Source organism: Nocardiopsis xinjiangensis YIM 90004 (assembly GCF_000341145.1).
In the GTDB taxonomy this organism is placed as follows: domain Bacteria; phylum Actinomycetota; class Actinomycetes; order Streptosporangiales; family Streptosporangiaceae; genus Nocardiopsis; species Nocardiopsis xinjiangensis.
Genome location: NZ_ANBE01000003.1, coordinates 83,286 through 97,358, shown reverse-complemented (window position 1 = coordinate 97,358; position 14,073 = coordinate 83,286). Strand labels below are relative to the sequence as shown.

The 14,073-nt window shown below is 69.7% G+C and carries 14 protein-coding genes, 1 pseudogene and 1 riboswitch; of the genes and pseudogenes, 9 read left to right on the top strand and 6 right to left on the bottom strand.

Going from position 1 to position 14,073, the window contains the following annotated elements; translation table 11 throughout:
- Positions 1–61 precede the first annotated feature (61 nt).
- Together D473_RS23935 and D473_RS0100865 are read left to right on the top strand one after the other, a co-directional pair.
- Positions 62–847 (top strand): IclR family transcriptional regulator, encoded by a 786-nt coding sequence (locus tag D473_RS23935; RefSeq protein WP_033352364.1) that lies wholly within the window; start codon positions 62–64, stop codon positions 845–847.
- 207 nt (positions 848–1,054) lie between these two features.
- Positions 1,055–2,689 carry an AMP-binding protein gene (locus D473_RS0100865; protein WP_017607202.1) on the top strand — a complete coding sequence of 545 codons (1,635 nt, stop codon included), beginning with the start codon at positions 1,055–1,057 and terminating at the stop codon, positions 2,687–2,689.
- A 10-nt stretch (positions 2,690–2,699) separates the two neighbouring features.
- Here D473_RS0100865 and D473_RS0100860 read toward each other — a convergent pair whose 3' ends face one another.
- Both D473_RS0100860 and argJ read right to left on the bottom strand, forming a co-directional pair.
- Positions 2,700–2,978, bottom strand: a complete 279-nt coding sequence (locus D473_RS0100860; protein ID WP_017607201.1) for an HPr family phosphocarrier protein — start codon at positions 2,976–2,978, stop codon at positions 2,700–2,702.
- A gap of 138 nt (positions 2,979–3,116) precedes the next feature.
- Positions 3,117–4,277 carry a bifunctional glutamate N-acetyltransferase/amino-acid acetyltransferase ArgJ gene (gene argJ / locus D473_RS0100855; RefSeq protein WP_017607200.1) on the bottom strand — a complete coding sequence of 387 codons (1,161 nt, stop codon included), beginning with the start codon at positions 4,275–4,277 and terminating at the stop codon, positions 3,117–3,119.
- Positions 4,278–4,475: 198 nt separating this feature from the next.
- Here argJ and D473_RS25405 point away from each other — a divergent pair.
- Positions 4,476–5,457: pseudogene (locus D473_RS25405) on the top strand (serine hydrolase domain-containing protein).
- A gap of 41 nt (positions 5,458–5,498) precedes the next feature.
- On the opposite strand, the gene otsB reads toward D473_RS25405, so the two are convergent.
- On the bottom strand, positions 5,499–6,326 hold the full coding sequence (otsB, locus tag D473_RS0100845; protein ID WP_017607198.1) for a trehalose-phosphatase: 828 nt from the start codon (positions 6,324–6,326) through the stop codon (positions 5,499–5,501).
- 30 nt (positions 6,327–6,356) lie between these two features.
- Entirely contained in the window at positions 6,357–6,641 is a 285-nt protein-coding gene (locus D473_RS0100840; RefSeq protein WP_017607197.1) for a DUF3263 domain-containing protein, read from the bottom strand.
- 311 nt (positions 6,642–6,952) lie between these two features.
- Here D473_RS0100840 and D473_RS0100835 point away from each other — a divergent pair, with 311 nt between their 5' ends.
- From D473_RS0100835 to D473_RS0100825, 3 genes are all read left to right on the top strand, one after another.
- A complete protein-coding gene (locus tag D473_RS0100835; protein WP_241474671.1) occupies positions 6,953–8,029 on the top strand; it encodes a S8 family serine peptidase in 1,077 nt (358 codons plus the stop codon).
- A gap of 142 nt (positions 8,030–8,171) precedes the next feature.
- On the top strand, positions 8,172–8,948 hold the full coding sequence (locus D473_RS0100830) for a class I SAM-dependent methyltransferase (RefSeq protein ID WP_017607195.1): 777 nt from the start codon (positions 8,172–8,174) through the stop codon (positions 8,946–8,948).
- Between the two features lie 127 nt (positions 8,949–9,075).
- Positions 9,076–9,666 carry a GrpB family protein gene (locus D473_RS0100825; protein ID WP_017607194.1) on the top strand — a complete coding sequence of 197 codons (591 nt, stop codon included), beginning with the start codon at positions 9,076–9,078 and terminating at the stop codon, positions 9,664–9,666.
- 7 nt (positions 9,667–9,673) lie between these two features.
- Here the strand turns inward: D473_RS0100825 and D473_RS0100820 are convergent, their stop codons facing one another.
- Positions 9,674–11,110 (bottom strand): alpha,alpha-trehalose-phosphate synthase (UDP-forming), encoded by a 1,437-nt coding sequence (locus D473_RS0100820; RefSeq protein ID WP_017607193.1) that lies wholly within the window; start codon positions 11,108–11,110, stop codon positions 9,674–9,676.
- Positions 11,111–11,367: 257 nt separating this feature from the next.
- Positions 11,368–11,509: riboswitch (SAM riboswitch) on the top strand.
- 13 nt (positions 11,510–11,522) lie between these two features.
- On the opposite strand from D473_RS0100820, the gene thrC reads away from it, so the two are divergent.
- Together thrC and D473_RS0100810 are read left to right on the top strand one after the other, a co-directional pair.
- Positions 11,523–12,782, top strand: a complete 1,260-nt coding sequence (gene thrC, locus D473_RS0100815; RefSeq protein WP_017607192.1) for a threonine synthase — start codon at positions 11,523–11,525, stop codon at positions 12,780–12,782.
- Positions 12,783–12,832: 50 nt separating this feature from the next.
- Positions 12,833–13,111, top strand: coding sequence for a ubiquitin-like small modifier protein 1 (locus tag D473_RS0100810; protein ID WP_026126478.1), 279 nt, complete (start codon positions 12,833–12,835; stop codon positions 13,109–13,111).
- A 275-nt stretch (positions 13,112–13,386) separates the two neighbouring features.
- On the opposite strand, the gene D473_RS27930 is transcribed toward D473_RS0100810, so the two are convergent.
- Positions 13,387–13,590: a TetR family transcriptional regulator C-terminal domain-containing protein gene (locus D473_RS27930; RefSeq protein WP_241474670.1), complete on the bottom strand. Its 204-nt coding sequence runs from the start codon at positions 13,588–13,590 to the stop codon at positions 13,387–13,389.
- A 52-nt stretch (positions 13,591–13,642) separates the two neighbouring features.
- Here D473_RS27930 and D473_RS27010 point away from each other — a divergent pair, with 52 nt between their 5' ends.
- Positions 13,643–14,071: a hypothetical protein gene (locus D473_RS27010; protein WP_017607189.1), complete on the top strand. Its 429-nt coding sequence runs from the start codon at positions 13,643–13,645 to the stop codon at positions 14,069–14,071.
- Positions 14,072–14,073 lie beyond the last annotated feature (2 nt).

The following is a 14,073-nucleotide window of genomic DNA, read 5'->3' as shown; positions in this document are numbered from 1 at the left end:
ATCATTTTTCGTCCCCCTTGGGTTGGTGGCGGAGGAACTCCGGAGGGGGTAATATTTTGCCATGGAAGGCGAAAAGGCGCACACACGCGGGACATCGGTCATCGTCAATGTCATGGATGTTCTCCGTTGCTTCACCGCGGGCGAACCCTTGCAAAGCGTCACGGGGATCGCTACTCAGGTGGGACTGCACAAGTCCAGTGTCTCCAGAATTCTTTCGACGCTGGAACAGGAACATGTGGTCGAACGTGATCCGACGTCCCGGAAGTACCGGTTGGGGTTGGGACTCATCGCGATCGCCGGCCCGCTCCTGGCCAATCTCGATGTGCGGCACGTGGCGCTGGAGGCCATGCGAACTGTGGCCGAGAACTCCGGGGAGACCGTTGCGCTGAGCGTGTGGGACGGGCACGAAGCCGTCACGGTGGAGCAGATACCGAGCTCCCGGCCGGTGAAACACACATCGGCCCTGGGGAGCCGATACAGCACGGGCGGCAGCGCGACGGTGCAGGTGTTCTTGGCCGCGCACGCGGAGAGGGCCGACGAACTCCTCGGTTCGGGGCGGATCGAGCTCCCGTCCGGGGAGAGTTCGGAGTCGTACCGGCGGAGGTTGTGGAAGGTCGGCGAGCTCGGATACGGGGTCAATTACGGTGAGACGTCCCCGGACGAGGTGGGTGTGGCTGCCCCGGTCTGTGACCACAGAGGCGAGGTGGTGGCAGCGCTCCTGGTCGCTGCGCCCTTCTTCCGTGTCTCCGAGGAGGAAGTGGGGACCATCGCCGGACTCTGCCGCGCAGGGGCCGGAGAGATCGGCCGCCGGCTCGGCAGCCACAGCCCCGCCGCCCCGATCCGCTAGCGGGCGGACACCCGCCCTGGAGCGAAGACTCAGCCGCGTCCCTGCGCTTCACGACGTGAGGCGGCTCCTGGTCGCGTGGCCCCCACCGCTTCCCGGAGACGTGAGTCACGTGGTAAATGTGACGTGACTTACGCTCCGGACATGGGGTGATCCGTCCCCGTCCGGCCGTTTCGCTCATGCCTCCCGCACGGCTAGGAGACCCCGGACTTGAGCACGATCGCTTCCCGCCCCAGCTATGCCTCCGGCACCTCGACCACCCCGTTGCTCGGTGACACCATCGGCACCAACCTCGCCCGGACGGTCGCGGCCCATCCCGACCGGGACGCGCTCGTCGACATCGCCCAGGGCGTGCGCCTGACCTATCAGGACCTCTCCGACGCCGTGGACGAGGTCGCGTCGGGCCTGCTGGAGCTGGGGGTCGCCGTCGGTGACCGTGTCGGGATCTGGGCGCCCAACTGCTCGGAGTGGGTCCTCACCCAGTACGCGACCGCCCGCATCGGTGCCGTCCTGGTCAACATCAACCCCGCATACCGCACCCATGAGCTCGAGTACGTGCTCGAGCAGGCGGGGGTGTCGGTACTGGTCTCGGCGCCCTCGTTCAAGTCCTCCGACTACGTGGAGATGGTCGGGCAGGTGCGCGCGAACTGCCCCGAGCTGCGTGAGACGGTCTTCCTCGGCGGACCGGACTGGGAGGAGCTGCGCGCCGCGGGGCGCCGGGCCGGCCGGTCGCGCTTGGCCGAGATCGAGCGGGAACTGTCCCCGGACGACCCGATCAACCTCCAGTACACCTCGGGCACCACGGGTTTCCCCAAGGGCGCGACGCTCTCGCACCACAACATCCTCAACAACGGGTTCTCCGTCGGTGAGCTCCTCGGCTACACCGAACAGGACCGCATCTGTATTCCCGTGCCCTTCTACCATTGCTTCGGCATGGTCATGGGTAATCTGGCCGCCACTACGCACGGCTCCTGCATGGTGCTCCCGGGGCCCGGGTTCGAACCGGCGGCCGCGCTCGAAGCGGTCCAGGCCGAACGCTGCACCTCTCTGTACGGGGTACCGGCCATGTTCATCGCCGAGCTGTCCCTGCCCGATTTCGAGGACTACGACCTGTCCAGCCTGCGCACCGGCATCATGGCCGGCTCGCCGTGCCCGCAGGAGATCATGCGCCAGGTCATCGACCGGATGGGCATGGGCGAGGTCTCCATCTGTTACGGCATGACCGAGACGTCCCCGGTCTCCCTCCAGACCCGGCGCGAGGATCCGCTCGAACGGCGCGTGTCCACCGTCGGACGGGTCGGCCCCCACCTGGAGGTCAAGGTCCTCGACCCCGCCACCGGCGTGACCGTGCCGCGCGGCGAGGCCGGGGAACTGTGCACCCGCGGGTACTCGGTGATGCTCGGGTACTGGAACATGCCCGAGAAGACCGCGGAGTCCATCGACTCGGCCCGCTGGATGCACACCGGCGACATCGCCGTCATGGACGAGGACGGCTACCTCGCCATCACCGGCCGCATCAAGGACATGGTGATCCGCGGCGGCGAGAACATCTACCCGCGCGAGGTCGAGGAGGTCCTGCACACCCATCCCGACATCCTCGACGCACAGGTCATCGGCGTGCCCGACGACAAGTACGGCGAGGAACTCATGGCGTGGGTGCGCATGCGCGAGGGCGTGGAAGCCATCACCCTGGACGCCCTGCGCGACTTCTGCCGCACACGGGTGGCCCACTACAAGGTGCCCCGGTACGTGCACGTGGTCGACGAGTTCCCCATGACCGTCACCGGGAAGGTCCGCAAGATCGAGATGCGCGAACGTGCGGTCGAGCTGATCGAGGGGGCCTGACCCGGCCGGGTCAGCCGCTCACCGCGTCGGGGTCGGTGGCGAGCACCTCGCACAGTCCGTCGAGGGCCGCCTCGGCCCCGTCCCCGTCAGGGCAGGCGATGGTGACCGGCTGACCGTGCTCGACACCGAGCGCCATCACCGCGAGCACGCTCGTGGCCGCCACCGGATCGTGGCCCTCACGGGCGATGGTCACGGGCAATCCGGTGTCCTTGGCCGCCTGGACGAAGAGGGTGGCGGGGCGTGCGTGCAGCCCCAGGAGGGCGGCGACGGCGATGGTGCGCTGGGGCATGTCGGTCCTCGGGTTCGCAAGTACGTGAGGGCGGGGCGCGCCGGGAACCCCGGCGTGTTCCGGGGTTCCTTTCCCACGCGCGGCCCCGCCCAACCCCCGAACGGCCGACGGGCCGGGCGGGCTCGGAGCGGGCCGCGTTCAGGTGGTGTAGTCGGCGTTGATACGGATGTAGTCCTCGGTCAGGTCGCAGCCGTAGACGGTGAAGGAACCGTCGGCGATACCCAGGTCCACACCGATGAGGACCTCGTCGCCGGACAGGTGTTCCGAGGCGCGGCGGAGCGTCTCCTCGTCCGAGGGTGCCGGGTAGGTCTCCACGTCGCCGAAGAAGATACGGACGTTCTCCCGGTGGATGTCGGTCTCGTCGGAGCACTTGCCGACCGCCATCGCCACTCGGCCCCAGTTCGGGTCGGCCCCGTGCACGGCGGTCTTGACCAGGGGTGAGTTGACCACGGCCTTGGCCACACGTTTGGCCTGGGCGTCGTCGCGTGCGCCGCTCATGCGGACCTCGATGAGTTTGCCCGCGCCCTCGCCGTCGGAAGCGATCATGCGCACGAGCTGCAGCGCGACCCCGTACAGGGCCTCCTCGAACGCCTCGGTCCCGACCGGGCCGGCCAGCCCGTTGGCGAGGACCGCCGCGGAATCGCTCGTGGAGGTGTCGCTGTCGATGCTCAGGGCGTTGAACGTGCGGTCCACGACCCGCCGGAAGACGGCGTCCAGCGTGGACCGATCGATTTCGGCGTCGGTGAAGAACCAGGCGAGCATCGTGGCCATGTCCGGTTCGATCATCCCCACACCCTTGGCGATGCCGGTGACGGTCGCCTCGCCCACGCGTGCGCTCGCGGTCTTGGGCCGGGTGTCGGTCGTCATCATCGCCGCCGCCGAGCGGTCCAGGTCGGCTGCGGGCAGGGGCGAGGAGAGACCGTCGAAGGTGGAGCGGATCTTGTCCATGGGGTAGGGGCGGCCGATGACGCCGGTGGAGGCCACGATCATTTCGTCGGCCGGAACCCCGGCGGCCGCGGCGGCGAGCTCCTGGACCTCGCGGGCGTGGGCCTCACCTTCGGCGCCGGTGGCCACGTTCGCGTTCCGGGCGAGGGTCACCACACCCCGTACGTTGCCGTCGGCGGCCGCGCTCCGGCTCAGCACCACGCTCGGGCCGGCGAACCGCGACCGTGTGAACACCGCCGACACGTGCGCGGGTACCTCGGAGGCCACCACGAAGAAGTCGTCGTGGGGGTCCTTGATGCCGATGTTTCCGGCCAGCCCGCGGAATCCGGCCGGTACGGGGGTCTGCTCGCTCATCGTCACTCCTCGTCTCCCGGGGCCTCTGCCGGTGGGGTGCCGTCCCCGGTGCAGCGGCCAGCTTACTGGGGACACACGTGCGCGATTACGGTCCCGACCTGCAAGGGTTTCGTACCGTTCATGGACGGCGCCTGTGTGACATCGGCGTGGTTACGGGGTATTCGGCGTAAGAACACGAACACCGGGGGGAGGCGTGTGGTGCGCGATGGTGACTGGCTCACGGAAACCGGGGCGCGGCTCCGAGGCGTCTTGAAGGTCATGGTGGATGCCGGGTGGCTGCCCGGCGGTACCGCAGTCATCGGCACGGGAGGTATGTGGGAGTTCGTCGCGGTGGGGCGGACCTCCGACGCGCATGAGACCGCTCCCGACGTCTCCTACGACGTCGCGAGTCTGACCAAGGTCATGGCGACGTGGCCACTGGTGGGTCAGGCGGTGGCCGAGGGACTGCTCGACCTGGACACACCCGTGTCCGAATACCNCCCACACCAGCCGCCTCAACCAGGTCACGTGGTTGGAGCGGCACGTGGGCACGGGGCAGCATCTGGCGGAGGCGATCCTGTCCGACCCCTTGGAGGAACCCGGCTACCAGTACATCGACCAGGGGTTCATCCTCCTCGGGCTCGTGCTGGAGAACCTGTACGGCACGGGGTTGGAACGACTGGCCGAGGACCTGTGGGAGGAGATGGGCATGCGCTCGACCTCCTACGGGCCGTTGGGACGTTCACCCTCCGTGGCCCCCACCGAGCGCCGCTTGGTCGGTGCCGCGCCCGATTGGGGTGTGGTGCACGACGAGGCGGCCGCGCTCATGGGAGGGGTCGCCGGTCACGCGGGGGCGTTCACCACCGCGATCGACCTGGGGGCGTTCGCGCGGGAGATGTTGCGGGTGCACGAGGGCGGCCGCGGTCCGGTGCCGAAACCGTTCGTGCGTGCCAGTTGGCAGCCGCACGTGGACGCGGGGCACCGGATCTCGCGCGGGTTGGGGTGGCTGGTCACGCCCGAGGGGATCGTCTACCACAACGGGTTCACCGGGACGGGCCTGTTCATGCATCCCCGCAGCGGCCGTTACGTGGGGGTGCTGACCAACGCGGTGCACTACGGCCGCGACCGCACGGGGTTGACCGACCTGCGGGCGGCCGCACGTGCGGCGCTGGTGCCGCAGTCCCACGACTCACAGACCTGAGTGCTGGGAAGCAGGGGACGTGTGCATCCTCGCCCGGGGACTCAGGGGGCGGGGGTGCGCAGGGCGGCGAGCAGATCCCCCAGGAGTTCGGCGAGCCCTTCCGGGCCCGGAACGACGAGATCGGCCCGGGAAGCGACCTCCGGGACCTCCTCGGAGGCCGAACATACCGTCACACCGGGCACTCCTTCCTCTCGGAGCGCGGCCACGGCGCCGAAGGCGGGTAGGTCACCGAGGTCGTCTCCGGCGTAGAGCACCGAGCGCGCGGCGGTCCCGTGGGCCAGTGAGGTCAGGGCCGCGCCCTTGTCCACGCCCTGTGGGCGGAGTTCGATCACCATGCGCCCGGGTTCGGTGACCAGCCCGGCGCGCTCGGCGAGACGCTCCAGGTGCGGGCGCAGCAGTTCGAGCGCAGTGTCGGGGTCGGTGGCCCGGCGGGTGTGTACCGCCAGCGACCGGCCCTTGTCCTCGATCCACGTGCCCTCGGGAGCGCCCGCGGAGTCCACCAGCGCGGGTAGTTGCTCGCGCACCAGGTTCACCCCCGGTGGCGGGTCCGCGGCGATCACCCGGCCCTCGGCCCACCGCTCGGCCCCGTAGTGGCCGAGCACGACGATGCCGGGCACCTCGGCCAGGCCTCCCAGGAGCACGGCGGTTTCCGCGGGGCGGCCGGTGACGACCGCGACGGCCCCGACATGGGCGGCGAGAGCGGTCAGAGCCGGAACGATCCCGGGGTGAGGGGCCGAGGTGCGGGGGTCATCGACGATCGGGGCGAGTGTGCCGTCGAAATCGAAGGCGGCCAGGGCCCGGTCGGGGGAGGAGCGGAACGTGTCCAGGCCGTGGTGTCCGGCGTCGGTACGCGGTGAGGGCAGGGCCATGCGGTCTCTCCAGGGTGGTCGCGGCAGTGCTCAGAGCCGGATACCCAGTTGGCGGGCGTTGCGCTGACGGCGGCGGTCCGCGCGCAGACGGCGCAGCCGTTTGACGGTCAATGGGTCGAAGGCGAGCGCCTCGGGACGCTCCACCAGACCGTTGAGGAGCTGGTAGTAACGGGTCGGCGAGAAGCCGAACTCGTCGCGGATCGCCTGTTCCTTGGAGCCCTCGAACTTCCACCACTGGCGTTCGAAGGCGAGGATGCGCTCTTCGCGCTCGGCGAGGGCCGACTGGCCGTCGCCGGACGGACCGATAATCGGCATGGGACACCCCCTGGACGGGAAATTGGTTTGTCCGGATCGGCGCGACTCATGTTAGCGACTCGACATGCCGCGTGGAGGGTGGAAAACCCATGAATGGCAGCCGGGATACAGTTGCGTTCCCTACCCCTCGGGCCACTTGCCCACGCTGTGATCCTGTGCTCGTGACAGAATTGCGGAGGTCCCGGGAGGGCCGCGTGGAACGTCGACCGTATCGTTCGAGGGAGCCTGACGTGCTCGGGGGAAACAGCCGTAACAAGACGCACACACGACGGGGGATCAGGGGGGTCGCCGCCTCGTGTGCGATCGTCACGGTGCTCGGAGTCACATCTGTGCCGGCCGCCGCCCAGGTCGAGGGTCCCCCCGACTTCCGGCCCGACCAGTGGGGCCAGAGCGCGATCGGTGCCGCGGAGTTGTGGGAGCAGACCCAGGGGCACGGGACCACGGTGGCGATCCCGGGGCCCTCGGTCATGGAGGACCACCCTGACCTCAGGGACAACGTCACCGTCAACACCGACCACGGTGAGAACACCGAGGAGATGGACCTCGGCACGGAACTCGGCGGCCTGGTCGTCGGCCACGGCCACGGTATGGACGCCGACGGCGGTGTGCTGGGCGTGGCCCCCGAAGCCGGGCTTCTGGCCCTGCCCACCGAGGACGAGATGGGTGCGGCCATCCGTACCGCGTCCCAGGACTCGCAGGTCATTCTCCTGCCCTCCACAGACGCCGACCTGGTCGAGGAGACCCGTGCTGCGGTGGCGGACGGTGTGGTCGTGGTCGGGCCCGCAGGTGGCGACGACCCCAACGTCATCTCGGTCGCCGGCACCGACCAGGACGGGCAACTGGTCTCCGGTTCCCCCGGTGCGGCGCAGATCGAGCTGACCGCGCCCGGCGACCAGCTCTACACCGCCGGCCCGGACTTGGGCGAGACCCAGGTCAGCGGTGCCCCGTACGCCGCCGCCCTCGCCGCCGGCGGGATCGCCCTGCTGCGTGCGGAGTACCCGCAGCTCTCGCCCGAGCAGGTGCGCGAGGTCGTCGTCCAAGGGGCGCAGGAGGGCCCGGGCGGTCTTCCCGCGCTCGACCTGCCCACCGCGCACGAACAGGCCGCTCAGGTGACCGGGGGCGACGGGATCATCGACGAGGACCTCGCTCTGGAGGCCGGCGAGGAACCGGCCGTCCCGGTCTGGGCGTGGTTCGCGGTCGTCGGCGCCGTCCTGGTGTTCGGGATCCTCGCTGTGGCCCTGTGGGTACGCCGTTCCTCCCGCGACCCCTACGGGGTCGAGGCCGAACGCCGCGAGGAGGATGAGCGGCTCGCCGCCGACCGTGCTGCCGAGGAGCAGCCCGCGCGCCGCCAGAAGGGCGGCCGGCGCCGCAAACCCCGCAAGAGCTGACCCCGCCGCCCGGCCCGCTCGGTCCGCCCGAGCGGGCCGTTGCCGTTCCTGGAGGTGTTGTGCGGGTTGCCGGGCACGCGGCCGTACGGAGGCGCTGTCTAGGCTGGTCCATACCTGCACCCCCAGCGAACGGAGCGCGCCCATGCCACGCACAGCGGACGGCAGCGCGGGCGACGCCGATTACGGCGTCATCGCCCGTGACTACACCGACCACCGTGTCCCCGACCCCCGCATCGCCCGCGCCGTCCACGCGGCCCTCGGCAGCGCCCGCACCGTACTCAACGTCGGCGCGGGTGCGGGCTCCTACGAACCCGGCGACCGCGACGTCACACCGGTGGAACCCTCTGCGAGCATGCGGGCCCGGCGCCCCGGCCACCTCGCCGAGGCCGTGGACGCCGCCGCGGAGGACCTGCCCTTCGGCGACGACACCTTCGACGCGGCCATGGCCGCCTTCACCGTGCACCAGTGGCAGGACCTCGACGGCGGGCTGGCGGAGGTCCGCCGGGTCACCCGTGGCCCTGTGGTGCTGTTGACCTGTGATCCCGCCCTGGTCCGGGGTTTCTGGCTCGACGAGTACGCCCCTGAGGTCCTGGCGACCGAGGCCTCCCGATACCCCGCACCGGACGTGCTCGCCGCCGGTCTGGGCGGGCGTGTGGAGTCCGTCGCCGTCCCGGTCCCCCTGGATTGTTCCGACGGGTTCAACGAGGCCTATTACGGCCGCCCCGAGGGCCTCCTGGACACGAGTGCCCGCGCCTCGTGCTCGTCCTGGAGCTTTGTCGGCGACGACGTCGTGCGGCGCTTCACCGACGACCTCTCGCGCGACCTCGGCGACGGCACCTGGGACCGCCGCCACGGGCATCTGCGCAGGACCCCCGAGCTGCACGGGTCGCTGGTGGCGGTGGTCGCGGTCCCCGATTGATCCGGCCCGTGGCGCGGGAGGGCGCCGGACCGGTGGGAACTTCGGCCCTCCCGTGTTGTGCACGTGCATCTGTAAAGCACGTCCGAATACTCTTGACGCTCCGGATGCGACCGACAAAGCTGGTCACATGGCATTCTCCCAGCCCTCTGAACTGCCCACACGCGGGCAGGACCGGCAGGAAACCGCAGTCCTCTCGGAGAACCTCGTCGACGGGCGCGTTCGCCTGGTCGAGTCCGACCCGAAGTGGCCCTACTTCTTCGAACGTGAGGACCGCCGCATCCGCGAGGCGCTCGGGGACCGTGTCCTGCTGCTGGAACACGCGGGATCGACCTCCGTGCCCGGGCTCCTCGCCAAACCCTGCGTCGACCTGCTCCTCTGCGTGGCGGACCCCGCCGACGAGAGCGCCTACGTGCCGGGCCTCGAGGCCGCCGGGTACACCGTGGTCATCCGTGACCCGGAATGGTACGAGCACCGGGTCCTCAAGGGCGCGGAGATCAATCTCGACCTCCACGTGTTCGCGCACGGGTGCGAGGAGGCCGAACGGATGCTGCGCCTGCGCGACCACCTGCGCGCCGACGCGGGCGCCCGTGCCCGCTACGCCGCCGTCAAGAAGGAACTCGCCGAGCGTGTCTGGGACAGCATCCAGGACTACGCCGACGCCAAATCCGAGGTGGTCGAGGAACTGCTCACCGAGGCCGCCGGACAGCCGCCGGCCTGAGCCCCGCTCAACCCAGCGACCGGATCTGTTCCTGGAACCACCGTCGGGGCGGCAACGCCACCGCCGCTTCGGCCAGCCGTTTGCGGCGCTCGCGCCGTTCCTCCGCAGGCATCGACAATGCCTGGTGCAACGCCTCGGCGGTCTCCACGGTGTCGAACGGGTTCACCAGCAGCGCGTCCTCACCGAGTTCGTCGGCGGCCCCGGCCTCCCGTGAGAGCACCAGCACCGAGTCGCGTTCCGACAACAGCGGGCCTTCCTTGGCGACCAGGTTCATGCCGTCGCGGACCGGGTTGACCAGCAGTACGTCCGCGAGCTGGAAGGAGGCCAACGACCGCGGGTAGTCGTCGTCGACCTCCAGCACGAGCGGTGTCCACTCGGGGGTCGAGAACTCCTCGTTGATCTCCTCGGCCATCCGCAGCACGGTCTCGGTGTACTCGCGGTACTCGGGGACGTCCCCGCGGCTGGGGTAGGCGAAGGCCAGGTGGGTGACGCGCCCACGCCACTCGGGGTGGAGCGTGAGCAGCTCGCGGTAGGACTCCAGTCCCCGCACGATGTTCTTGGACAGCTCGGTGCGGTCCACACGCACGATCAGCCGTGTGTCGCCCACGATCTCCGTCAGTGTCCCGTGCCGCTGGGCCACTTCCGGTTCGGCGGCGCTGTTGCGCAGACCTTCCTCGTCGGCGCCCAGCGCGTGCACCCCCACGGTCACGACGCGGCCCCCGTACTCGACGGTGCGGCGGTCGATGTCGACGTCGGCGCCGAGGGTCTGCGCGCAGCACCGCAGGAACGCCTCGGCCCACCGCGGGCTGTGGAAGCCGAGCCGGTCGGCGCCGAGCATGCCCTCCAACAGCTCGCGCACGATCCGATCCGGCAGCATCCGCATGTACTCCGGCGGGGCCCACGGGGTGTGCGAGAAGTGTGCGATGCGCAGGTCGGGGCGGCGGGAGCGCAGGATCCGCGGAACCAGCGCCAGATGGTAGTCCTGTACCGCCACACGTGCTCCCTCGGCGGCCCCGGTGACCAGGGCCTCGGCGAAGGCGTTGTTGTAGGCGGCGTAGTCCTCCCACAACCGTGCGAACTCCGAACCGAACGTCGGCTTGTTCGGGAGGTCGTAGAGCATGTGCTGCAGGAACCACAGCGTCGAGTTGGCGATGCCGGTGTAGGCGCCCGCGAAGGTCCGTTCGGGGATGTCGAGCATGTGCACCCGCATCCCGCCGAGGTCGTGGACGCGGTCGAGCCGGGCCCCGGGGGCCTCGGCGGCCGCGCGCCGGTCGTCGCCGGAGAGCGCCGCGCACACCCAGATGCTGTCGACCTCCGCGGCCACCGAGGTCATACCCGAGACGAGGCCGCCGCCGCCCCTGCGGTGCTCCAGGGAACCGTCCTCCCTGGTACGGAAGGAGATCGGCCCCCGGTTGGCGGCGATGAGGGTCTGGGCCTTGTCCACGGATCTTTCCTCTCGCAGGCATGGATTATCGCGCGGGCGCACCGTATGTCTCGCCCCTGTTCCCGGTTCCCAAACGTGGTCCAGGAGCACGTCATCCGGTTGCAAAGGGGCGCACGCACGGCCACAACGCGTCTGGTGTGGCATCTCACGATGTGAGCGGTTGTGTGTAATACGCGTCACCCGCCATGGAAAAGTCGCCGGGGGCTCCGTTACAGTGCTGATGCGGTTCCGGTAAGGACCAGCAGAAAATTTCATATTGCTCATCCAGAGGGGTGGAGGGACCGGCCCTGCGAAGCCCCGGCAACCATCTCAGCATGTGACACTCGCGACTTGCGAGGCGGCTGAGGCAGGTGCCAACTCCGGCCTGGGGTCAAAGTGGCCAGCCAGGAAAGATGAGGGGAGAAGCCTCGCCATGGCAATCGCCGCCGCAGAAAAAACCTCCGCCCGCGCCTTCGGCCCGGGGACCGCGCTCTCCTGCCGCGAATGCGGTGAACAGTACGACCTCACCCCGCGCTTCGCCTGCGAGTTCTGTTTCGGGCCTCTGGAGATCGCCTACGACCTCTCCGGTGTGACCCGGGCCGACATCGAGAGCGGCCCCGCCAACATCTGGCGCTACCGTTCGCTGCTGCCCGTCCCCGCGAACGTGGCGGAGCTGCCGAACATGAACCCCGGCCTCACCCCGCTGGTGCGCGCCGACCGCCTCGCCGGCGAGCTGGGCCTGCGCTCCCTCCACGTCAAGGACGACTCCGGCAACCCCACCCACTCCTTCAAGGACCGCGTGGTGGCCATGGCCGTCGAGGCCGCCCGCACGTTCGGTTTCACGACGCTCTCCTGCTCCTCCACCGGAAACCTCGCAGGTGCGGTCGGTGCTGCCGCGGCGCGAGCCGGCTTCGAGTCCTGCGTGTTCGTCCCCGCCGGGCTGGAGGAGGCCAAGATCGTCATGGCCGCGGTCTACGGCGGCAAGGTCGTGGCGATCGACGGCAACTACGACGACGTGAACCGTTTCTGCTCCGAGCTCATCGGTGACCCCGTCGGCGAGGACTGGGGGTTCGTCAACGTCAACCTGCGGCCCTACTATGCCGAGGGTTCCAAGACCCTGGCCTACGAGATCGCCGAGCAGCTCGGTTGGCGCCTGCCCGAGCAGATCGTCGTCCCGATCGCTTCCGGATCCCAGCTCACCAAGATCGACAAGGGCTTCAAGGAGCTCATCCAGGCCGGCCTGGTCGAGGACCGCCCCTACAAGATCTTCGGTGCCCAGGCCACCGGGTGCTCGCCGGTCGCCCGTGCGTGGGAGGCCGGCCACGACGTGATCCAGCCGGTCAAGCCTGACACCATCGCCAAGTCGTTGGCGATCGGCAACCCCGCCGACGGCCCCTACGTGCTCGACGTCGCCCAGCGCACGGGCGGCTCGGTCGAGCACGTCGACGACACCGAGATCCGCGAGGGCATCAACCTGCTCGCCCGCACCGAGGGCATCTTCGCCGAGACCGCAGGCGGGGTGACCACCGGTGTGCTGCGCAAGCTCGTGCGGGAGGGCCGTATCGACCCCGACGCCGAGACGGTCGTGCTCAACACCGGTGACGGTCTCAAGACCCTCAACGCCGTCGACGCTGGTGTGACCGCCACGGTCAAGCCCTCGGTGGAGGCCTTCACCGCTGCAGGCCTCGCCTGACCCCTCCACGGATCCACCACCCACGCCTGAGACAGAACAGGACCTTCGCCATGAGCGCCAGCGTTCGCGTGCCCACCATCCTGCGCGGCTACACCGACGACGCCCGGGAGGTGGCGGCCCGGGGCAACACCCTCCAGGAGGTCTTCGACGACCTCGAGGCCAACCATCCGGGCATCCGCGCCCGCATCCTCGACGACAGCGGCAAGGTGCGCCGCTTCATCAACGTCTACGTCGGTGACGAGGACGTGCGTTTCGAGAAGGGTCTCGATACCGAGATCTCCGACGGGGCGCAGGTCTCGATCATCCCGGCCGTCGCCGGGGGTTGCTGACCCCGGAGCGAGTGTGATGAGCGGCCCCGGACCTACGTCCCGCGTCCGGGGCCGCTCTGTGTCCGGGACGGCAGTGTCGGAGGAAGATCACGGTGGGAGGCGTCCCGACCACACACGAGGGTTCGCCCGGTGGAACCGGGGCCGAATTCACCGAGGCGGGTGGTCCTGGTGGCCCACCAGAGAGACCACGGACTCGATCGCCGCCCTGTGACCGTCCAGAGAGCTGCCCAGTGGCAATCTCGCGCAACCCGTCCAGATGCCGTCGATGGTGACGATCAGGAGTTCGGCGACGCCTTCGGGGTGGCGCCGAGTGCCAGCTCGCCTCTGGCTCGGGCGTACTCCAACAGGCGGACCAGGTTCGTGCGGGTCTGTTCCGTCAGCTCCGAGAGTACGTCGGTGAAACCGGGATCCACAGCAGCGCGGGCGTAGAAGGCCACCCAGATGCGTGACTGGGCGAGTCTGCGTTCGTCGCTGGGCAAGAACTCCCGGAACGGGGACGACCGGGACGAGGGGGATGACGACGGGCCTTCCATGATGGAGCGCGGCGACGCGTGCTCCATCGAGAACGCCCTGGAGGAGACCGAGGCCACAGTCTCCTCCGTCCTACGGCTCAACCTCCCCGTCGACCACGAACGCGCCGACCGCGGCGACCCCGGGCTCACAGTGCTCGGCGTCGACGACGAGGTCCAGCTCCTCGACGCCGAAGGCGAACCCGTGGCCGCCGACGACCTGCGCAGGGACGACATCCTGCTGAGCCGGACGGCCGCCGACGAAATGCGCGCCGAGCGGGGGACCTTCTCACCGTCGCCGACCGCGAGGTACGGGTCGTCGGGGTGTACGACTCGGGTGCCCCCACGGCTCCGCCGGCCTCCGCCGTCGTCCCGCTCGGCGCGCTCCAGAGCACCGTCGACTCGGACGGCGAGGTCAACCTCCTCACGCTCACCTACGAGGACGAGGTGACG